Here is a 20,380-nt window from a genome sequence, read left to right on the forward strand (position 1 = left end):
CCGTGACGGGCGGGCGGTTCATCGGCTTCGGCGGGCTGCTGCTCGCTTTGAGCTGTGGCTTTGCTGTCCCGTCTCTGGCGCAGGCGCCGGATCTCTGCAGCGGGCAGCCTGCCGCGATGCAGAAGTCTTGCCGCGAAGCGTTGGAGCTGCTTGTCCAGGGCGGCAGGCAGGAGCCGGAACCGGCGCGCCGCATTCTGGCGACCGGTACTCCGGAAGGCTGGCGCTATGACTATCTTCAGCCGGGCGGAGTCGGCTCCGACGATGAGTGTGTCGTCAGCGGAGCGCTGGTGCTTCCGGCCGACACGGCCGTGCGTCTCTCGGTGACGGCGAGCGATATCATCCGCCCGTGGCGGCTGCCGCAGTTCGATCTGGACCTGACCGGGATCCCCGGCCGGATCGAGGACAAGATCATCAAGCTGCCGCCGGGCGACATCGGTGACCTGGCTGCAGCCCCTGCGGGCGATGAGAAGCCGGTGGCGGTCCGGGTGCTGCCGCCCGATGCCTATGCCGAATGGGAGGGGCAAACACTCCCTCCGTCCTGCTTTGCCTCCGGCTGAGGGGACGCGAGCGATGTCGCGCCTGACCACCATCGGCTTCGACGCCGACGACACGCTCTGGCAGAACGAGCAGTTCTTCCGGATGACGGAGGATCGCTTCGTCGCGCTGCTCGGCGAGCACGGCGAGGCGGCCGAGATTTCCGGGCGCCTTCTGGAAGCCGAGAAGCGCAATCTCGGGTTCTACGGTTTCGGCATCAAGGGCTTCGTGCTCTCGATGGTCGAAACGGCGATCGAGGTCACGCGAGGGCAGGTTTCCGCTGCTGTCATCGGCGAGATCCTCGCCGCCGGCCGCGAGATGGCAGCTCATCCGGTCGAGACCTTGCCGCATGCCCGTGAGACGCTGGCGGCACTCTCCGGCGATTACCGGTTGGTCCTGATCACCAAGGGCGACCTCTTCGACCAGGAGCGCAAGCTCGCCCAGTCTGGCCTCGGCGATTTCTTCCACGCGGTCGAGATCGTCAGCGACAAGAAGCCGGATACCTACGATCGCATCTTCGCTCGCCATGGCGATGGGGCGGGGCAGGCGATGATGGTCGGCAATTCGCTGAAGTCCGATATCCTGCCGGCGCTGGAGGCCGGGTCATGGGCGGTGCATGTGCCGCATGAACTGACCTGGGTGTTGGAACATGCCGCGGAGCCCGTGGGACATGGCCGCTACCATGCGATCCCGGATCTCGGCCCGCTGCGCAGTCTCATCGAACAGCTCGTTCGCTAATCTGTTCGTAGCAAGCTACCTCCGCGGGCCGCGGGATCAATCGACCCACAGGCCGCGTTTGCGGTGCCAGTCCTCGATCGATTCCTCGGGATACTCGTCGAAGCTCTGGTCGTTCGGCCCGATCGCCGGCTCGACCCAGCCGGCCTTGAAGCGCAGCATCAGGTGGGTCTTTTCGGGTGCGCGCGGCAGATGGCTGTCGATTGCGGAAGCGAAGGGGTGGAGCAGCTCCGGCCAGCGCGGGTCGAACAGCCAGAGAGCGGTGCCGCAGCTGGTGCAGAAGCGGCGCTGCGCCTGCGAGCGCTCGCAAGCCCCGTCATCGCTCTCGATCTCCGCGCTGAAGCTGCCGATCTTGTCCTCGCCTTCGACCTTCAGCGTCGCGGCGTCGGCCGAGAGGTTGATCGCGAAGCCGCCGCCGCCCGCCGTCTTGCGGCAGATCGAGCAGTAGCAGAGCTGGTAGGGGACCGGGGCATGGCTTTCGACCGAGAAATGCACGGCTCCACAGCGGCAGGAGCCCTTGAGCGTGATCGGCATGGTGTGGCCTCCTTTTCCTGCCAACCATCTGCTTGCCGGCTCGGTTCCGAGCGGCGATGGCCCCTTGCTGGACGGTTCTTGCATTTCGTGCTACCCATGCCGATGTATGACGAGATGCGGCCGGGTTCTGGCCAATCCTCCGCGCGGGCAATCCGGTCGGCGGGCACGATTCAGATCCACCACACATCGCTACAAGACCATTGCAAGGCGTCCGCGCGTCGAGCTCTGGGTCGCAACGATACGCGGATCTGAAACGTAAGGATTCTACGCCATGGAAAAAGGCACCGTGAAGTGGTTCAACGCCACCAAGGGCTACGGCTTCATCACCCCTGAGAACGGCGGCCAGGACGTGTTCGTCCACATCTCCGCCGTCGAGCGCGCCGGCCTGCGCGAGCTGCATGACGGCCAGGTCGTCTCTTTCGAACTCGTTGCCGATCGCAAGACCGGCAAGACCTCGGCCGGCAACCTCGTCGTCGCCTGAGCCAATACCTGATCGACCGGGCGGGCCTTGAGCCATCCCGGTCCACGACAAGCCTGCCGGCGCTGTGGCTAGCGGTTCGCCGGCAGGTCCGACTATCTTTGAATTCAGGCCGGATGCGGGCCTGCGGCGCAGCCGATTCCACATGCGCCCCCCGCGATCACGGCGCCCAGAAAGCCCTTTCTTGACCAAGTTTACCGATCTCGGCCTTGCCGAGCCCCTTCTCAAGGCGCTCGCAGCCGAAGGTTATGAGACGCCCACGCCCATCCAGGCGCAGGCTATCCCCCCCATTCTCCAGGGCCGCGACCTGCTCGGTGCCGCCCAGACCGGCACCGGCAAGACCGCTGCCTTCTCGCTGCCGATGCTGCATCGGCTGCTCGGCAAGCCGCGCCAGATGCCGGCCCGCGCCGTGCGGGCGCTCATTCTGTCGCCGACGCGTGAACTCGCCGCCCAGATCGAGGCGAGCATCCGCACCTACGGCCAGTTCACCACGCTGCGCTCGACGGTGATCTTCGGCGGCGTGCCCGTCGGCAAGCAGATCCGCGCGCTCGGCGACAAGGTCGACATCCTCGTCGCCACGCCCGGCCGCCTGCTCGACCTCGTCGACCAGCGTGCCGTCTCGCTGCGCGAGATCGAGTTCCTCGTCCTCGACGAGGCCGACCAGATGCTCGATCTCGGCTTCATCCACGCGCTGCGTCGTATCGCGACCCTGATTCCGAAGGAGCGCCACACGCTGCTCTTCTCGGCGACCATGCCGAAGCCGATCCGCGAGATCGCCTCCGCCTATCTCACCGACCCGGTCGAGGTCGCGGTGGCGCCGGTCGCGACCACCGCCGAGAAGATCGACCAGCGCGTCATCTTCACGGAAGCCCACGACAAGCCGGCGCTGCTGGCGAAGACGCTGAACGTGCCCGAACTCGAGCGCGCCATCGTCTTCACCCGCACCAAGCACGGTGCCGACAAGGTCGTGCGCCAGCTCGGTGCGTCCGGCATCGAGGCGGCCGCGATCCACGGCAACAAGAGCCAGAGCCAGCGCGAGCGGGCGCTCGGCGCCTTCCGCGACGGTAGCTTGCGCATCCTCGTCGCCACCGACATCGCCGCCCGCGGCATTGATGTCGACGGCATCAGCCATGTCGTGAATTTCGACCTGCCGAACGTATCGGAGACCTATGTCCACCGGATCGGCCGCACCGCGCGTGCCGGTGCGGCGGGCATCGCCATCGCCTTCTGCACCCCGGAAGAGCGCGGCGATCTCGCTGCGATTGAGAAGCTGACCAAGGTCGCGATCACCCCAATCGGCGAGGTTCCCTACTGGGACGGCCGTACGCCGAAGAAGCCGCCGCAGAACCAGCGCGGCGGTGGGCGCGGCCAGCAGCAGAACGGCGGCGGACGTGGCGGTCCAGGCCGCCCGCAGGGCCAGCAAGGTGCCCGCCCGCAGGGCCAGCAGCAGGCTCGTCCGCAAGGACAGCAGCCGCGCGGCGGCAAGCCCGGTGAGGGCGGCCAGCGTAGCCAGCCTGCCAATGGCGGTCCGCGCCAGGAGCGTCACGAACGCCCGCGTCATCCCGAGCGTGCGCCGCGCCCTGAGCAGGCCGCACAGCGAAAAGACGGCGTTTCGGCAAAAGAAGGGCTTGGCGGCGTCGCGTTCTTGCAGCAAAGAACACAGCAACCACGCACCAACGGCGCCCGGCGGCGCGCGCGCTGACGCGCGATCGGCCAGAACAGGGCGAGCCTCTTTGACGACGGCTCGCCCACGCGCCCTAGGGCTCACGAAGGACGACAGATGGCGAAAGAAGAACTGCTTGAATTCGACGGCACCGTGGTCGAGGTGCTTCCGGACGGCAACTATCGGGTGAAGCTCGATAACGAGCACATCATCCTGGCCTATGCAGCCGGCAAGATGAAGAAGAACCGCATCCGCACCATCGCGGGTGACCGCGTCATCGTCGAGATGTCGCCTTACGACCTCGATCGCGGCCGCATCAATTTCCGTCAGAAGACGGCTGGTCCCGCTCCGGGCGGCCCGCCGCGCCAGAACTTCCGCCGGCGCTGACACCATGCGCCCGTCGCGAAACGAGCTGCTGTTCGTCGCGCTGGGCGCTGCCCTCGGCGCTGTGGTCGCCTATGGGGTCAAGGCTGGCTTCGTTGCACCCGACGGAGCCTTGCCGCCCTTCGCCATCGTGCTGCTCGGGCTGGGCTTCGTCGAGTTGCTCGTCGGCTATGCAACGGGCCGTTCGCCCGGAACGCTGGTCGGCATGCCCGCCCGCTTCCTTGCCTTCGTCGTCGGCGTCTGCGTCGTCCTGCTCGGCGGCAAGTTCGCCTGAGCGGGCAGGGCGCGAGGCGTTCCTTGCGTCATGCTCGGGCTTGACCCGAGCATCTCCGGCCAAAAGGCCCCCGATCCTGCGAGAGATTCTCGGGTCTGCGCTTCGCTCCGCCCGAGAATGCCGGCCCCTTTCCCGCAAAACTGCCCAAGAAAAAACCCCGGCGCGAGGGCCGGGGTGAAAGTGGTCGTTCCGTGGTAAAAAAGGGTCTGCGTGAAACTCTGTCCCGATCCGCTCAGTAGCGGGAGCGGGACCAATACTGCGAGCCGGGGCTGACCATCACCTGGCGCTGCCTCGTCTCGTAGACGGCGGGGATCTCTTCCCGCACGACCTGGGTCGGACGCACCATCACCTGGCGCTGACGTTGCGTATAGACGGCAGGGACCGTCTCGTAATCGATGGTAGCCGGCGATACCTCGACGCGGCGGCTCTGGTAGCCGTAGCGGGCGGGTACATCGACCCAGCAGCCGACCGTATTGCCATAAGCGTCGCGGGTCACTTCCCAGCGGCGGCCGGCAGCCGAGATCAGCACCTTCTCCGTCACGGTCTCGTAGACGGCGGCGCGGTGATGCGGGATGCGGCGCTCGGGAGCGATCATCACATTGTCGGTCACGGTCTCGTATTCGGCCGGGACGACGCGGCGCTGCACCTGTGCCGGGCGAACCTGGTAGGTCTCGTTGATCGAGCCATAGACCGGCGGCGCGGTAACCAGGTTGTAGCAGGCGGAGCCGCGGCAGCCGCCACCGGCCTGGGCGACCGAGGCGCCGAGCAGAAGCGCCGTCGCGACGCTGGAAGCGGCGATGAACCCTGAGGAAAGCGAGCGCACCATGTTGGACCTGACCTGTCGGTTTCGGCGCCAGGCGCCGTTCGTTGAGGACAGGAAGCCCGCTCGAAGTGATGAACGCAAGGTAAACGCTAAAACAAGGTAAAATTAACCAGTTCGGCGCGGCCCGCGCATTCATGCAGATTGCGTCCAAGTAAAGGGAAACGCTCGCTTTTTAGGGATCCGGAGGGCAGCCCGCGGGGCGATTGGAAGCGCTCCCGATATTAACGGCGGCGATCGAAGCGGCCTGCGGCCTGCACGATCGCGTGCCCTTCGAACGAAGGATGCCGGGCCCGTGATCGTCCCGCTATGACACCCGAAAGGCATGGCCCGAACGCATGCCGCAGCCTCGGGCTGGCTCGTTGAGGGAAAAGGTCGCTGCGTCGCTTTTGCCGGAAGGTCACATGGACGATCTCAAGGACAACGCGTTCGTCGCGCTCTGCCTCGGCCTGGCTGGGGTCGTGACGCTCGCCTGGATCGGTGTGGTCGGTTACGGCGTCTGGCATTTCCTGTTCGGATAGCTCATCGCCTGCCGTGCCGTTTCAGGGAAGGCGATGGTCCGGGCCCGCCAATAGCTGGCAGCGGCCGTTCGGGGCGATCAGGTCTGCCCTGGCCGCAGCTGATAGAAGACGTGCTGGCCGATCGTGTCCATCTTCTTGAGCTTCTTCGCCCAGTACGGACGCACGTAGTTCGCGTGGTAATGGGTCGAGGCGCCGACATCCGGCAGGTAGGTCGTGCCGTCATAGACCTCGCGCGCGATCCTGACCGCATCGCGCCAGGAGGCGGGCTCGGTGATGCGCAGCGACTTGCCCTCGCAGGTGAAGGTGAACTGGCAGGCGAGATAGCGGTTGCTGTTCTGGTAGACGACGCCGCAGACGCTGCTCGGATAGAGCCCGCTCTTGACCCGGTTCAGCACGACCTGCGCCACGGCCGCCTGGCCGAGGAGCGATTCCGAGCGGGCCTCGAAATAGACGGCTTCCGCGAGGCAGCGCTGCTCCTTCGCCATGTTCTCCGGCGCGATCAACTGGGTATAGTCCTGCTTCACGCCGGGCTCGGCCAGCCGCAGGTCGCGACCGGCCGGCGCCGAGGCGAGCGCGATGCGTGCGCGCTGCTGCTGGGGTGCGGAATGAGCGGGCAGGGCCGGCGGCGTGAGCGTGCCCATGACGGAGCCGACGAGCGGCGTCGACGACGAGACCTGGCTTGCCGTCGGCACCAGGGGCGAGGAACCGTCGATGCTTTCCAGATGCAGCTCGGCCTGCCGTGCCGAATGGATCTTCGGCTTCAATGGCGATACCGGCGACGAATCCGACAGGGCCGGATCGGTCAATCCCTCGTCATTGGCGTCGAGCTCGAAGCCGATCTGCGGCCCGTCGATGGCTTCGGCCGCGCGCATCGCATCGATCGAGAATCCGCCCGAAATCAGCTTCGGCTGGGTCTCGCCGAAGACCACGCGCTCCAGCTCGACGGAAGGATGTTCGGTGAGGCCCGGCCGCAGGCTCGGCAGCATGTCGCCCTTGGCCGTGCGGTCGACCTCAGGAAAGGATGCCGCCGCGGAGCGCTTCATGTCCTCGCGCGGCGCGCGCGGGTCGACGACGATGCGGCGCTCCGGATCTTCGAAGGAGAGTTTCGCCTGCGTGACCGCCGAGGTCAGGGCGAGGCCCGGCAGCCGGAAAGCGCTGGCGGCGACCAGCATGGACGGACCCTCGGCCAGTTCCGAGACGGGGCCGGGCGCGACCCGGGCAATGGCGCTCGACGGCAGGCCGTTGGGCCCGAAATTCTGGCCGGCGGAGGCGGTGAAGGACACGAGCATGCCGACGGACAGGGCCCAGGGCGCGACGGTGCTCGCGGCCCATCTGATGCCGAGGGGGCGCGCATTCCGCCCATGCCTGTGGACACGCCAATGACTCAAAGCGACAAAACCCGTCCCGATCGCACGGAACGAAAAGCGCAGCCGAACCCGCGCGCCTTCGTTGGATTCCGTTATCGCCTCGGTAAGGTTGAGCGCCGGTTAACGGCGGCTGCGCCTCTTGCCTTTCATCTGTCGCCGTGATGCGAGATTTCACGAAATCGCGCTGGTTGCCGTCCGGGCAGGGCGCTAACGTGTAGGCACACATTCGATGCTTCGGAGACATCCATGACGTCCACTCCAGCGCGCAGCTATGCTCCGGAGATCATCGTCGCTGCCGGCTGCCTGATCGCCCTGATCACCTTCGGCCCACGGGCCAGCGCCGGCCTGTTCCAGATTCCGATGACGGTCCAGTTCAACTGGGGCCGCGATACGTTCAGCCTGGCACTGGCGATCCAGAACCTGCTCTGGGGCCTCGGAGCTCCCTTCGCCGGGGCGATCGCGGACCGTTACGGCACGGTGCGTGTGCTCTGCGTCGGCGCGCTGCTCTATGCCGGCGGTCTCGTCATGATGGCCTATGCGACGACGCCGCTGGAGCTCCATCTCGGCGCCGGCGTGCTGATCGGCTTCGGCCTCTCGGCCTGTTCGTTCAACCTCGTGCTCGCTGCCTTCGGCAAGCTCCTGCCGGAACAATGGCGGCCGATGGCCTTCGGCGCCGGCACGGCCGCCGGCTCCTTCGGCCAGTTCCTGTTCCCGCCGATCGGCAACATCCTGATCGACACGCTGGGCTGGCAGCAGGCGCTCGTCGTCTTTGCCTTCACGCTGCTGCCGATCCTGCCGATCTCGATCGTGATGGCGACGCGCAAGACCGGCGCTGCGGCCGGTGCCGCCGCGGCCAATCTGCCCAACCAGACCATCGTTCAGGCGCTGGGCGAGGCCTTCAAGCATCGCAGCTACGTGCTGCTCGTGCTCGGCTTCTTCACCTGCGGCTTCCAGCTCGCCTTCATCACCGTGCACATGCCGGCCTATCTCAAGGATGCCGGGCTGCCGGCCTGGGTCGGCGGCTGGACCTTGGCCGTGATCGGCCTCGCCAATGCCGTCGGCTCGCTCTCCTCGGGCTGGCTTTCGACACGGATGCCGAAGCGCCATCTCCTCGCCTGGATCTATCTCGGCCGGGCGGTGGCGATCGCCGCCTTCATCCTGCTGCCTCCCAGTCCGACGACGGCGATCACCTTCGGCGTCGTGATCGGCCTGTTCTGGCTCTCGACCGTGCCGCCGACCTCCTCGCTGGTCATGCTGATGTTCGGCACGAAATACATGGCGATGCTTTATGGCTTCGCCTTCTTCTCGCACCAGGTCGGAGGGTTCCTCGGCGTCTGGCTCGGCGGCGTGCTCTACGAATCGATGGGCAATTACCAGTTCGTCTGGTGGCTCTCCGTCGCGCTCGGTGTCGCCTCGGCCCTGATCAACCTGCCGATCGTCGAGAAGCCGGTGAACAGGCCGGAAGCGCAGCCGGCCTGATCGGGAAGACTGATCTACACACGGCCGATGGGGTTGCGGTGGCGCCACGCCGCTGCAACCTTGTCGGCCTTCGTGTTTGTGCATTTCGGAGATGGTGATGACGACGTTCAAGGCCCTCGTGGCGACTAAGGGCGAGACGGGGACCAATCTCGCCTTCACCGATTTCGCCGAGAGCGACCTGATGGAGGGCGACGTCACCGTCCGCGTCACCCATTCGACGGTGAACTACAAGGATGGCCTCGCCATTACCGGCAAGGCCCCGGTGGTGCGCCGCTGGCCGATGATCCCCGGCATCGACTTCGCCGGCCGGGTCGAAACCTCCGACCATCCCGAATTCAAGCCGGGCGACCTCGTCGTGCTCAATGGCTGGGGCACGGGCGAGACCCATCTCGGGTCCTACGCCCAGAAGAGTCGGGTCAAGGGCGACTGGCTGGTGCCGCTGCCGGCAGGGCTGACGCCCGCCGAGGCGATGGCGATCGGCACTGCCGGCTATACCGCGATGCTCTGTGTGCTCGCCCTCGAGAGGCACGGTCTCAAGCCCGCCGACGGTCCCGTCGTGGTCACCGGTGCGGCTGGCGGCGTCGGGTCGGTCGCGATCGCGCTGCTGGCCAAGGCCGGCTGGCATGTCATCGCCTCGACCGGGCGGGCCGAGGAAGCCGATTACCTGAAGAGCCTCGGCGCCGCCGAGATCATCGACCGCAACGAGCTTTCCGCGCCGGGCCGTCCGCTCGGCAAGGAACGCTGGATTGCCGGCGTCGATGCCGTCGGCTCGCACACCCTCGCGAACCTGCTCGCCGTGACGAAATATGGCGGCGCCATCGCCGCCTGCGGCCTCGCCCAGGGCATGGACCTGCCGGCCTCGGTCGCACCCTTCATCCTGCGCGGCGTCGCGCTGCTCGGCGTCGATTCGGTGATGTGCCCGAAGCCGCGCCGGATCGAGGCGTGGGCGCGCCTCGCCAGCGATCTCGACCGCGACAAGCTCGGCCTGATCACGACGACGATTCCGCTCGAGGCCGTGATCGAAACCGGCAAGGCCATCGTCGAGGGCAAGGTCAAGGGCCGCGTCGTCGTCGAGATCGGCTGAGGCTACCCCTCGAACAGCGCGCGCTGCCGTGCGAGCTCGTTGCTGCAGAAATCCATGAAGGCGCGCACCCGCGGCACATGCCGGATATCGGGATGGGTCAGCACCCATAAGCCGGTGGCGAAATCCGGATTGGGCGGCAGGAGCCGGATCAGGTCCGGCCGCTGGTCGGCGATGAAGCACGGTAAAGGCCCGATGCCGAGCCCCTGCGCGACCGCTTCCGCGATGCCGAGAACGGCCGAGCTCTTCAGCGCGATCCGTTCCGGCGCGACATGCTCGCGCACGAAGCGCGCCGCCTTCACATGCGAGAGCTGGTCGCCGAGCGCGACCCAGTCGCGCTGGTAGAGCAGCGCCGGGCTCGCTTCCTCCTCCGTCGTGATGCCGTCCTGCGCGCGGCCATAGATCGCCCAGGCGATGGTGGCGATACGCCGGCCGACCAATGTCTCGCCCGGCGTGTCGCTGGCGCGGATCGCGATATCGGCGTCGCGCTTCGACAGGTTGAGCGCCTGGTTGCCGATGACGACATCGAGCCGGATCAGCGGGTGCGCCCGGCGAAACGCCGCGAAGATCGGCAGCAGCACGTTCTGGTAGAGCGTGTCGGTCGTCGTGATCCGCAATTCGCCCGATGGAGCAACGTCACGCCCGGCGAGGCGCCGGGCGAAGGCGGTGACATCCTCGTCCATGCGGCTGGCCAGCGCCGCCATCTCTGCGCCGGCGACCGTCGCGACATAGCCGGTCTTGCGCCGCTCGAAGAGCGGCAGTCCTACCAGTTCCTCGATCTGCCCGAGCCGCCGGAACACGGTGGAATGGTTGACGGAGAGCGCCGCTGCCGCCCCGGTCAGCCCGTCATGATCGGCAATGGCCTTGATCAGTCGGAAATCGTCCCAGGCAAGCTTGGCATTCATCGGCAAGGCGTCCTCCAGTCGGCACGCAAGCCGATATCTTGCATCGTTGCAAGCTGGAGGAATTCAAATCCCGGAGAGCAGGGCTCAGCGTGGCGCGGCGGCGCGCCGCAAACGGTCGTTGATCGCCTCGCCGAGCCCATGCTCGGGAATGCGGGCGACTGCGATGGTCTTCCGCCCGATCTCATCGAGCTGGCGCATGTATCCAAAGAGATGGGCAGCTGCCTCGCGGAGGTCGGCGGTGGGGCTCAGATTGAGCGAGGCCGGGTAAGCGCGCTCCTCGGGGCCGAAGCCGAGCCAGGCCTCGCCGTCATGAGGTGCGTCGGCGTCGAGCCTCACGCGCGCCGCGGGCGCATAATGCGAGGTGAGCATGCCGGGCGAGATCGGCGCATGGCCGGCATCGCCCGCGATGACGAGCGGCCGGCCGATCACATGCTCGATCGCCTCGCGCGGCACCCCGCCGGGGCGCAGCAGCCGCGGCGCGCCGTCGAGGCAGGCGACGATGGTCGATTCGACGCCGACCTCGGTCGGCCCGGCATCGATGATGGCGTCGATGCGTCCATCGAGATCGGCCATCACATGGGCCGCGCTGGTCGCGCTGATCCGGCCGGAGCGGTTGGCGGAGGGCGCCGCGATCGGCCGCCCGGCCGCCTCCAGCACGGCATGTGCGACCGGATGGGCCGGAACGCGCAAGGCGACGGAGGGAAGTCCCGCCCGCGCCAGATCGCTCACCGTGCAGCCCGGCGAGGCCGGCACGACAAGCGTCAGCGGCCCCGGCCAGAAGGCTTGCGCCAGCGCCAGCGCGTTCGCATCGAACAGGCCCTGCCGGCGCGCGCTCATGAGATCCGGCAGGTGCGAGATCAGCGGGTTGAAGCTCGGCCGCTCCTTGGCGGCGTAGATGCCGGCGACGGCGGTGCCGGAGGTCGCATCGGCAGCGAGCCCGTAGACGGTCTCCGTCGGCAGCGCGACAAGCCCGGCCGCCTGCAGCAGCGCCGCCGCCTCGGCGATGCCGGAGGCATCGGCGGCGAGCAGCTTGGTCGGGCGGGAGGCGAGCATCTGATGGTTCACGACGAGATTGACCGAAGATAGTTTATATATAAACTAATCGGCGAGCAGGCCTTCGGACGAAGGTCGCGCTCGCTTGCGCGTGGCTTAGGCGATAGTTCCTCGCTACCATCGCGGCAATGGCAAATGCAGGTTGCGGCTGCCCTTGCGGGTTAAGGCCGGCCTTGAGGAGAGAGAGATGAGCTATCGCGCCCCGGTTTCGGACATGCTCTCGACCATGCGCCATGTCGCGGGCCTCGATCGACTGATCGCTGACGGGCTGGCGCCGGAGCTCGAAGGCGGCGTCGCTGAGGCCGTGCTCGACGAGGCTGCGAAGTTCGCCGCCGATGTGATCGCACCGCTGAACCGCGTGGGGGATGCCCACGGCTCCAAGCTGAAGGACGGCGCCGTCACCACGCCGCCAGGCTGGAAGGAAGCTTACAAGGCCTGGGCCGAGGCCGGCTGGAACGCATTGCCGGCGCCGGAAGCCTATGGCGGGCAGGGCCTGCCGACCCTGCTGCAATCGGCCTGCATCGAGATGTGGAACTCCGCCGCCTTCGCCTTCGCGCTCGGCCCGCTGCTGACCGTCGGTGCCATCGAGGCGATCCATGCCCATGGCTCGGACCATCTCAAGGAGACCTATCTCGCCAAGCTCGTCTCCGGCGAATGGATGGGCACGATGAACCTGACCGAGCCGCAGGCGGGCTCGGACCTCAACGCGCTGCGCAGCAAGGCCGAGCGCGTCGGTGACGGCACCTACCGCATCACCGGCCAGAAGATCTTCATCACCTATGGTGAGCACGACCTGACCGAGAACATCGTCCATCTCGTGCTGGCGCGCCTGCCCGACGCCCCTCCCGGCACGCGCGGCATCTCGCTCTTCCTCGTGCCGAAATTCATGGTCAATGCCGATGGTTCGCTCGGCGCGCATAACGACCTGCGCTGCTCCGGCATCGAGCACAAGCTCGGCATCCATGCCTCGCCGACCTGCTCGATGGCCTTCGGCGACAAGGACGGGGCGATCGGCTGGCTGATCGGCGAAGAGAACCGCGGCCTCGCCTGCATGTTCACGATGATGAACAACGCCCGCCTCAACGTCGCGCTGCAGGGCGTTGCCATCGCGGAACGTGCCTATCAGCAGGCGCTCGCCTTCGCGCATGAGCGCAAGCAGGGCGCGGCGCTCGATGCTCCAAAGGGCGCGCCGATGAGCCCGATCATCGTCCATCCGGACGTGCGCCGCATGCTGATGGACATGCGCGCCAAGACTCAAGGCGCCCGCGCCATTTCCTATCAGGTCGCCGAGGCGCTCGACCGCTCGCATCGCGAGACCGACGAGGCGAGGCGCAAGGCCGCTTCCGAACGCGCCGCCATCCTGACGCCGATCGCCAAGGCCTATGCGACGGATATCGGCATCGATGTCGCCTCGACCGGCGTGCAGGTCCATGGAGGCATGGGGTTCATCGAGGAAACCGGCGCAGCCCAGCATCTGCGCGACGCCCGCATCGCCGCGATCTACGAAGGCACCAACGGCATCCAGGCAATCGACCTCGTCACCCGCAAGCTGCCGCTGTCGCAGGGCGATGCGGTGCATGCTCTGATCAACGAGATGCGCGGCATCGTCATGGAAGTCGAGCGTGCCAACACGCCGGGCTTCGGCCATGCTGCCGCCCGGCTTGGCGCGGCTGTCGATGCGCTGGAGCGCGCGACCGAGTGGATGCTCGGCGCACTCGGCGGCAAGCCGGCCGACGCGCTGGCGGGTGCCACCCCCTATCTCAAGCTCTTCGCGCTGGCGCAGGGCGGCACGGGTCTCGCGAAGAAGGCGCTCGCCACCCGTTCGGAAGCCGACGGCACTGCCGATCTCGCCACCGCCCGCTTCTATGCCGAATGCATCGCGACCGAGGCTCCGGCCTTGGAACTCGCGGTCACGGAAGGTGCCGGCGCCATCGCCGATGCGGCTGCGGTCTTCGCCGCGTGAAAGCAGCGGCGCCCCGTTCAGGCGGCCGCGCCCTTGCGGGCGCGAATATGCAGGAACAGCGGGACGATATGCGTATCGGCGAGATAGGGGATGGCCCGCGCCGTCTCGGCGTCGACATGCGGCTCGGCCATGTGCTCGATCGTGAGCCCGGCCACGACGATCATCGCCACCCATTCGCTCAGCGTGCGGTGGAAGCGCGGCACGCGGAAGGGCACGACGCTGGCCTTGACCTCGGCTGGCGCGGCGCCGAAGCGCCAGGTCTCGATCTCGCCGTCGATGCCGTCGAAATAGCGGCCGACCTCGATCGCACGGATTTGGCCGGCATCGTCGCGCAGAACCTTGCGATAGGGCGGCGCAAAGCAGGGATGCAGGATAGAAAACTGCAAAAAACCGCCGGGCTTCAGCACGCGCGCCGCTTCCGCCAGCGCCTTGTCCTGCCGCGGCATGTCCATCATCGACATGAAGGCTGTCGCGAAGTCGAACTTGGCGTCCGGGAAGGGCAGGGCGGTGCCGTCTCCGAACCGGTAGTCGATGCCGAGCGGCGCTGCGGCTTCCGCCTCCTGCGCATGGCGGATGAAGGTCGGGGCGATGTCGACGGCAACCATTCTCCCGCCGGCTTCGGCCAGCTTGCGCGTGTTCGAGCCCTCGCCGCAGCCGATATCGAGACCGTTCAGTCCCGTGATATCCGGCAGGTTCGCCAGGAAGACCGGCGTGTTCAGCGCGTCGCGATAAAGGTCGTAGCCGGCCCGCGCATGCCGGGTCCAGGTCTCGGCATTGGCCTCCCAGCAGGCGGCGACATCGGTGCTGTCCATGGTGCGGCTCCGTTGCGAGGGGAGCGGGGCTATAGAGCAGGGGGCCGGCTCTGGCCAGCGGCGATTCGCCGGGAATGCTCATGACCCCCATGCAACCATCGCTCTCCGGCCGCATCTGCCTCGTCGCGGGCGCCTCGCGCGGGCTCGGACGCGGCGTCGCCAAGGCTTTGGGCGATGCCGGCGCAACCGTCATCGTCACAGGCCGCTCCAGCGAGGCGGGTCCCCGCACCGACCAGCGCCTGGAGACCTTCGAGGATGCCGCCCGCGAGGTCGAGGCGGCCGGCGGCAAGGGCTATCCGTATCGCTGCGACCATACCAGCGAGCGCGAGGTCGACGGGCTCGTGGCCTGGTCGTTACGCCGTTTCGGCCGGCTCGACTGCGTCGTCGATGCGGTCTGGGGCGGCAATGAAGGCTATGATGGCGAGCGCTATCCCGATGGCTCCGGCTTCGGCACGCCGTTCTGGCGCCGTCCCGTCGCAAGGCTGGGCGAGAGCTTCGAAAGCGGCGTCTATGCCCAGCTTTTGCTGGCGCGAGCGGTGGCGCCGGCCATGGTGCAGGCGCGCTCGGGACTCATCGTCACGCTGAGCTTCGACATGGCCGGGGGCTATCTTGGCGATGTCTTCTACGACCTCGCCAAGGCGGCGATGAATCGCTTGAGCTTCGCGATGGCCGAAGAGCTGAAGCCCTTCGGCGTCACTGCGCTCGGCCTGTCGCCGGGCCATGTCCTGACCGAGCGCGTCCGCGATGCGGGTCTCGGCGCCGAGACCACAGAGACGCCGCTTTATGCCGGCCGTGCCGTCGCGGCATTGGCTGGCGACCCCGACGTCGCACGCCATGCCGGTCGGATGCTGCATGTGGCCGATCTCGCGCGCGCCTATGGCTTTACCGACCGGGACGGTTCGCAGCCGGCCCGCTACGTCATCAGCAATGAACAGGGAGGCGGGGATGTCGCTCAAGGGTAAGACGCTTTTCATCACCGGCGGCTCGCGCGGCATCGGCCTCGCCATCGCGCTTCGGGCGGCGCGGGACGGCGCCAACGTCACCATTGCTGCGAAGACGGCGGAGCCGCATCCGAAGCTGCCCGGCACAATCTACACCTCCGCCGCCGAGATCGAGGCGGCCGGCGGCAAATGCCTCCCGCTGATGGTTGATGTCCGCGACGAGCAGAGCGTCGCTGATGCGATCGCGAAGACCGCCGAGACCTTCGGCGGCATCGACATCGTCGTGAACAACGCCAGCGCGATTTCGCTGACCAATACCGAGATGACCGACATGAAGCGCTACGATCTGATGAACCAGATCAATACGCGCGGCACCTATATGGTCTCCAAATACGCCATTCCGCATCTGGAGAAGGCGGAGAATCCGCATATCCTGATGCTTTCGCCGCCGCTCGACATGAAGACGCAGTGGTTCGCGCCGCATCTGGCCTATTCCATCGCCAAATACGGCATGAGCCTGTGCGTGCTGGGGCTTGCCGGCGAGCTGGCGCGCAAGGGCATCGCGGTCAACGCACTCTGGCCGCGCACGACCATCGCGACCGCGGCCGTCCAGAACCTGCTCGGCGGCGACAAGATGGTCCAGGCGAGCCGCACGCCGGAGATTCTCGCGGACGCCGCCCATATGATCTTCTCGAAACCGTCCCGCGCGTTCTCCGGCAACTTCCTGATCGACGACAGCTTCATGGCCGGGGAGGGCGTCACCGACTTCACGCCCTATCGCGTCGATCCGTCGGTGCCGCTGATGCCGGATTTCTTCGTGCCGGCCGACAGCCTGCCGCCGCAGGGCGTGAAGGGCGGGGTTTGACAGCACGCAGTGCTCCGATCCGCGCCGTCATCGGTTTGACACGCGCCCCATATCGGAGTTCCTGCCGGTTTCCATCCCGACCGTGCAGCGAGATTCGCGCCCATGCTGACGATCCACGGCACATGCCCCGATTCGCGCGACAAGCTCCGCCCCGGCACGCTCGGTACGGAGGGCGCGTTTCCCGACGATATCGTCTGGATCGACCTGCTCAATCCGACGCCCGAGGAAGACAAGCGGGTCGAGCGGCATCTCGGCATCTCGATCCCGACACGCGAGGAAATGCACGACCTCGAGCCGTCCGAGATCATCTATACCGAGAACGGCGCGCGCTACATGACGGCGCGGGTGATCTGCCAGTCAGACACCATCGTGCCGGTGCTGGCGGACGTCACCTTCATCCTGACCGACAAGGCGCTGGTGACGGTGCGTTATGACGAGCCGGGTGCCTTCACCATCTTCCTCAACCGCGCCACCAAGCCCGGCGGCTGCGGCCAGCAGCCGGAAGCGGTGCTGGACGGGCTGATCGAGGCGATCGTCGACCGCGCCGCCGAGGTGCTGCGCGGTGTCGGCGACAAGATCGACATCGCCTCGCGCCGCGTCTTCGCCGGGCGCGGCCAGGATGTCGAGCGCGGCGGCGTCTATCAGCTCGTGATCCAGAAGATCGGCCAGTACGAGCACATCATCTCCAACGTCCGCGAGAGCATGGTCTCGGTCGAGCGGGTGCTGCTCTTCCTCTCGGCCAACTACACGCGCCCGAAAAAGGCGCAGACCGGCTTCTCGGCCGAATGGCGCTCCGCGGTCCGCGACGTGCAGGCGATCGAGGAGCACGCCGCGTTCCTGTCGAACAAGCTGCAATTCATGATGGACGCCACGCTCGGCCTCGTCTCGATCGAGCAGAACAAGATCATCAAGCTCTTCTCCGTCGTCTCTGTCGCGCTGATGCCGCCGACGCTGATCGCCTCGATCTACGGCATGAACTTCAAGACGATGCCGGAGTTGGAATGGCAGTGGGGTTATCCGCTGGCGATCGGACTGATGATCCTGTTCGCGGTGCTGCCCTATCTGTTCTTCCGCTGGAAGAAGTGGCTGTGAGATGAGAAGCGTGCGCGACACGTCGAAGACCGGATGACCCAGCCGCAGATTCTCTCCGTTCTTGTCGTCGCCGGCATGATGGCGGCGTTTCTATGGGGGCGGCTGCGTTACGACATCGTCGCGATGCTGGCGCTGCTCGTCGCCGTCGCGCTCGGGCTGGTGCCGGCGGCCGATGCCTTCAAGGGCTTTTCCGACGACATCGTCATCATCGTCGGCAGCGCGCTTGTGCTGAGCGCTGCGGTCGCGCGCTCACGCATCATCGAGCGGCTGTTCTCGAAGCTGGGCTCGGGCCTGACCTCGACGCAGCTGCAGGTGCCTCTGCTCGTTTTCGTCGTCGCGGTGATGTCGGCGATCATCAAGAATATCGGCGCGCTCGCGATGATGCTGCCGATCGCCTATCAGCTCGCACGCAAGAGCGGGAAATCGCCCTCGGTCTTCCTGATGCCGATGGCCTTCGCCTCGCTGCTCGGCGGCATCGTCACGCTGGTCGGCACCTCGCCCAACGTCATCGTCGCGCGCGTCCGTCAGGAACTCGGCGGCGAGCCGTTCCGCATGTTCGATTTCGCACCCGTAGGCATCGTGGTGGCGCTGGCGGGCTGCCTCTTCCTCAGCGTCGGCTACCGCCTGCTGCCGCGCGACCGTCGCGGCGCGGTTTCGCTCGACCAGGCGATCGATATCAAGGACTATCTGACCGAAGCGAAGGTTCGCGAGAAATCTCCGCTCGCCGGCAAGACGGTTGCCGATCTCAAGGCGATCGGCGGCGAGGCCATCGAGATCGTCTCGATCCTGCGCAACGAGCGCCGCGTCCAGGCGCCCCTTCCGGATGCCGCGCTGAAGGCCGGCGACATCCTGCTGCTGCGCGGCGACGCCGCCGTACTGGAGCGGGTCGTCGCCGAAGGCGGGCTCGATCTCACCGGCAAGGACCGGCCGACGCAGAAGGAGGATGCGCTCGACCCCGACCGCATCGCCGAAGCCATCATCGGCCCGGATTCGACGCTGATCGGCCAGTCGGCCGGCGACATCGCATTGCACAGCCGCTTCGGCGTCAACATGATCGCGATCAGCCGCTCGGGCGAGCGCTTTAGCCAGCGGCTGCGCGATATCCGCCTGCGGGCCGGCGACATCGTCGTGATCCAGGGCGACGAGAAGCTGCTGCCGGAGAAGCTGTCCGAACTCAGCCTGCTGCCGCTCGCCGACCGGCTGGTGCCGCTGGGCTCGACGCGCCGCGTCGTCCTGACCGTGACGATCGTGCTGGCGGCGATCATCGCGCTGGCCGCGGGGCTGGCTCCGGTGCCGCTCGTCTTCTTCGCGGCCGCCGTGCTCCTGATCGCCTGCCGTTGCGTGCCCCTGCGCGAGGCCTATCACAGCATCGATGCGCCGATCCTACTGATGCTGGCCGCGCTGATCCCGGTCTCCGACTCTCTGCGGACGACCGGGGCCACCGATCTCTTCGCCTCGTGGCTGGCGATGATCGGCGGCGGATTGCCCGGCTGGGCATCCGTCGCGCTGATCCTGGTGGCGGCGATGGCGGTGACGCCGTTCCTCAACAATGCCGCGACGGTGCTGGTCATGGCGCCGATCGGCGCCGGTTTCGCGAAAAACCTCGGCTACAATCCCGATGCCTTCCTGATGGCCGTCGCAATCGGCGCGGCCTGCGACTTTCTCACGCCCATCGGCCACCAGTGCAACACGCTGGTGATGGGGCCGGGCGGCTATCGTTTCAGCGACTATGCCAGGCTGGGCGCGCCGCTCTCCCTCCTGGTCATCCTGCTCGCGGTACCAATGATCCTGCTGGTCTGGCCGCTGAGATAGCTACAGCCAGCCATTCTGCTTGAAGCGCCAGTACAGGATCGAGCAGGTGCACACGATCACGCCGATGACCGCGAAATAGCCGTACTGCATCTCCAGTTCCGGCATGTTCTTGAAGTTCATGCCGTAGATGCCGGCCAGCGCGGTCGGCACCGCCAGGATCGCGGCCCAGGAGGCCAGGCGCTTGGTGATCAGGCTTTCCTGGCTTTGCCCGACCAGCAGGCTCGCCTCGAAGGCGAAGGCCAGCACTTCGCGCAGGCTGTCGATCTTCTCCTGCACGGTGCGGACATGGTCGGTCACGTCGCGGAACATCGGCGCGAGCGTCGGCCGGACCTGCGGGACGGTGCCGTTCATCAGGCGCTGGCAGACGTCGACCAGCGGCGCCACCGCATTGCGCAGGCGCAGCAGGTCGCGGCGCAGCATGTAGAGCCGCTCGATATCGGAGCGCGCCATCGGCTTGGCCAGGACCTTGTCCTCGATCTCCTCGACCTCGTCATGGATCGCTTCCAGCACCGGCATGTAGTTGTCGACGATGAAATCGAGGATCGCATAGAGGATGAAATCCTCGCCCTTCGCTAGCGAGGTCGGGCAGGTCTCCCAATGCTGCCGCACCGACTTGTACGAGGTCGACGCGCCGTGCCGGACGCTGACGATATAACCGCGGCCGACGAAGATATGCGTCTCGCCGAAGGCGATGCGCCCGTCGGTCAACTGTGCCGTGCGGGCGACCACGAAGAGCGCGTCGCCATATTGCTCCAGCTTGGGCCGCTGATGCGCGTTGGTGGCGTCCTCGACCGCGAGCGGGTGCAGGTTGAACTGCTGCTGCACGCAGCGCAGCAGCGCAGGTTCCGGTTCGAGCAGGCCGATCCAGACGACATGGTCGTCCTTGCGCGCCCATTCGCCGGCTTCGGTGACGGGGATGTCGGCGACGCGTACGCCATGGACATAGACGCCCGATGCGATGACGCCGTCCTGCGGCTGGTGGTCCTGCTCGAGCGGAACAGCCGCAGGCGCCGTTTCCCGCGCGGCGGAGGAGGTAAACCGGACTTCCGAGACTGACATGCGACCAC

At 67.0% G+C, this 20,380-nt stretch carries 20 protein-coding genes; 13 read left to right on the forward strand and 7 right to left on the reverse strand.

What is annotated here, in order from left to right:
* Nucleotides 1-2: 2 nt before the first annotated feature.
* Complete coding sequence (locus FHT98_RS19510; RefSeq protein ID WP_142114985.1) at nucleotides 3-557, forward strand: cupredoxin domain-containing protein; 555 nt, start codon at nucleotides 3-5, stop codon at nucleotides 555-557.
* Nucleotides 558-570: 13 nt separating this feature from the next.
* Nucleotides 571-1,272 (forward strand): HAD family hydrolase, encoded by a 702-nt coding sequence (locus FHT98_RS19515; protein ID WP_142114986.1) that lies wholly within the window; start codon nucleotides 571-573, stop codon nucleotides 1,270-1,272.
* 36 nt (nucleotides 1,273-1,308) lie between these two features.
* Here FHT98_RS19515 and FHT98_RS19520 read toward each other — a convergent pair whose 3' ends face one another.
* Nucleotides 1,309-1,803 (reverse strand): GFA family protein, encoded by a 495-nt coding sequence (locus tag FHT98_RS19520; RefSeq protein WP_113585903.1) that lies wholly within the window; start codon nucleotides 1,801-1,803, stop codon nucleotides 1,309-1,311.
* A gap of 271 nt (nucleotides 1,804-2,074) precedes the next feature.
* Here FHT98_RS19520 and FHT98_RS19525 point away from each other — a divergent pair, with 271 nt between their 5' ends.
* The 4 genes from FHT98_RS19525 (at nucleotide 2,075) to FHT98_RS19540 (ending at nucleotide 4,602) form a co-directional block, all read left to right on the forward strand.
* Nucleotides 2,075-2,284: a cold-shock protein gene (locus FHT98_RS19525; protein ID WP_061964689.1), complete on the forward strand. Its 210-nt coding sequence runs from the start codon at nucleotides 2,075-2,077 to the stop codon at nucleotides 2,282-2,284.
* Nucleotides 2,285-2,465: 181 nt separating this feature from the next.
* On the forward strand, nucleotides 2,466-3,983 hold the full coding sequence (locus FHT98_RS19530) for a DEAD/DEAH box helicase (protein WP_082617058.1): 1,518 nt from the start codon (nucleotides 2,466-2,468) through the stop codon (nucleotides 3,981-3,983).
* A 78-nt stretch (nucleotides 3,984-4,061) separates the two neighbouring features.
* The gene (gene infA, locus FHT98_RS19535; protein WP_061964687.1) at nucleotides 4,062-4,331 is read left to right on the forward strand and encodes a translation initiation factor IF-1; all 270 of its coding nucleotides are present in this window, start codon (nucleotides 4,062-4,064) and stop codon (nucleotides 4,329-4,331) included.
* A gap of 4 nt (nucleotides 4,332-4,335) precedes the next feature.
* Nucleotides 4,336-4,602 carry a hypothetical protein gene (locus tag FHT98_RS19540; protein ID WP_091855827.1) on the forward strand — a complete coding sequence of 89 codons (267 nt, stop codon included), beginning with the start codon at nucleotides 4,336-4,338 and terminating at the stop codon, nucleotides 4,600-4,602.
* A 232-nt stretch (nucleotides 4,603-4,834) separates the two neighbouring features.
* Here FHT98_RS19540 and FHT98_RS19545 read toward each other — a convergent pair whose 3' ends face one another.
* The gene (locus FHT98_RS19545) at nucleotides 4,835-5,428 is read right to left on the reverse strand and encodes a hypothetical protein (RefSeq protein WP_142114987.1); all 594 of its coding nucleotides are present in this window, start codon (nucleotides 5,426-5,428) and stop codon (nucleotides 4,835-4,837) included.
* Nucleotides 5,429-6,020: 592 nt separating this feature from the next.
* Nucleotides 6,021-7,226 carry a cell wall hydrolase gene (locus FHT98_RS19550; RefSeq protein WP_210244391.1) on the reverse strand — a complete coding sequence of 402 codons (1,206 nt, stop codon included), beginning with the start codon at nucleotides 7,224-7,226 and terminating at the stop codon, nucleotides 6,021-6,023.
* Nucleotides 7,227-7,556: 330 nt separating this feature from the next.
* Here FHT98_RS19550 and FHT98_RS19555 point away from each other — a divergent pair, with 330 nt between their 5' ends.
* Both FHT98_RS19555 and acuI read left to right on the forward strand, forming a co-directional pair.
* Nucleotides 7,557-8,789, forward strand: a complete 1,233-nt coding sequence (locus FHT98_RS19555) for an MFS transporter (protein ID WP_061964679.1) — start codon at nucleotides 7,557-7,559, stop codon at nucleotides 8,787-8,789.
* A 97-nt stretch (nucleotides 8,790-8,886) separates the two neighbouring features.
* Nucleotides 8,887-9,873, forward strand: a complete 987-nt coding sequence (acuI, locus tag FHT98_RS19560; RefSeq protein ID WP_142114989.1) for an acrylyl-CoA reductase (NADPH) — start codon at nucleotides 8,887-8,889, stop codon at nucleotides 9,871-9,873.
* A gap of 2 nt (nucleotides 9,874-9,875) precedes the next feature.
* On the opposite strand, the gene FHT98_RS19565 is transcribed toward acuI, so the two are convergent.
* Nucleotides 9,876-10,775 carry a LysR family transcriptional regulator gene (locus tag FHT98_RS19565; RefSeq protein ID WP_061964675.1) on the reverse strand — a complete coding sequence of 300 codons (900 nt, stop codon included), beginning with the start codon at nucleotides 10,773-10,775 and terminating at the stop codon, nucleotides 9,876-9,878.
* A gap of 84 nt (nucleotides 10,776-10,859) precedes the next feature.
* Nucleotides 10,860-11,828, reverse strand: a complete 969-nt coding sequence (locus FHT98_RS19570) for an L-threonylcarbamoyladenylate synthase (protein ID WP_142114990.1) — start codon at nucleotides 11,826-11,828, stop codon at nucleotides 10,860-10,862.
* A gap of 187 nt (nucleotides 11,829-12,015) precedes the next feature.
* On the opposite strand from FHT98_RS19570, the gene FHT98_RS19575 reads away from it, so the two are divergent.
* Complete coding sequence (locus tag FHT98_RS19575; protein ID WP_091855822.1) at nucleotides 12,016-13,791, forward strand: acyl-CoA dehydrogenase; 1,776 nt, start codon at nucleotides 12,016-12,018, stop codon at nucleotides 13,789-13,791.
* A gap of 17 nt (nucleotides 13,792-13,808) precedes the next feature.
* On the opposite strand, the gene FHT98_RS19580 is transcribed toward FHT98_RS19575, so the two are convergent.
* Entirely contained in the window at nucleotides 13,809-14,603 is a 795-nt protein-coding gene (locus tag FHT98_RS19580) for a class I SAM-dependent methyltransferase (protein WP_091855821.1), read from the reverse strand.
* Nucleotides 14,604-14,692: 89 nt separating this feature from the next.
* Between FHT98_RS19580 and FHT98_RS19585 the strand changes: the two genes are divergently transcribed.
* From FHT98_RS19585 to FHT98_RS19600, 4 genes are all read left to right on the forward strand, one after another.
* On the forward strand, nucleotides 14,693-15,565 hold the full coding sequence (locus tag FHT98_RS19585) for an SDR family NAD(P)-dependent oxidoreductase (protein ID WP_091856162.1): 873 nt from the start codon (nucleotides 14,693-14,695) through the stop codon (nucleotides 15,563-15,565).
* The gene (locus tag FHT98_RS19590; RefSeq protein ID WP_142114991.1) at nucleotides 15,549-16,409 is read left to right on the forward strand and encodes an SDR family oxidoreductase; all 861 of its coding nucleotides are present in this window, start codon (nucleotides 15,549-15,551) and stop codon (nucleotides 16,407-16,409) included. The genes FHT98_RS19585 and FHT98_RS19590 overlap by 17 nt, the downstream gene beginning before the upstream one ends.
* Before the next feature lie 102 nt (nucleotides 16,410-16,511).
* Entirely contained in the window at nucleotides 16,512-17,501 is a 990-nt protein-coding gene (locus FHT98_RS19595) for a magnesium transporter CorA family protein (protein ID WP_061964667.1), read from the forward strand.
* Between the two features lie 33 nt (nucleotides 17,502-17,534).
* Entirely contained in the window at nucleotides 17,535-19,313 is a 1,779-nt protein-coding gene (locus FHT98_RS19600; RefSeq protein ID WP_142114992.1) for an SLC13 family permease, read from the forward strand.
* On the opposite strand, the gene FHT98_RS19605 is transcribed toward FHT98_RS19600, so the two are convergent.
* The gene (locus FHT98_RS19605) at nucleotides 19,314-20,372 is read right to left on the reverse strand and encodes a magnesium and cobalt transport protein CorA (RefSeq protein ID WP_113585894.1); all 1,059 of its coding nucleotides are present in this window, start codon (nucleotides 20,370-20,372) and stop codon (nucleotides 19,314-19,316) included.
* Nucleotides 20,373-20,380: the final 8 nt, after the last annotated feature.

The sequence above is a fragment of the Allobosea sp. AK1 genome (assembly GCF_006714945.1).
Classification (GTDB): Bacteria; Pseudomonadota; Alphaproteobacteria; order Rhizobiales; family Beijerinckiaceae; genus Allobosea; species Allobosea robiniae.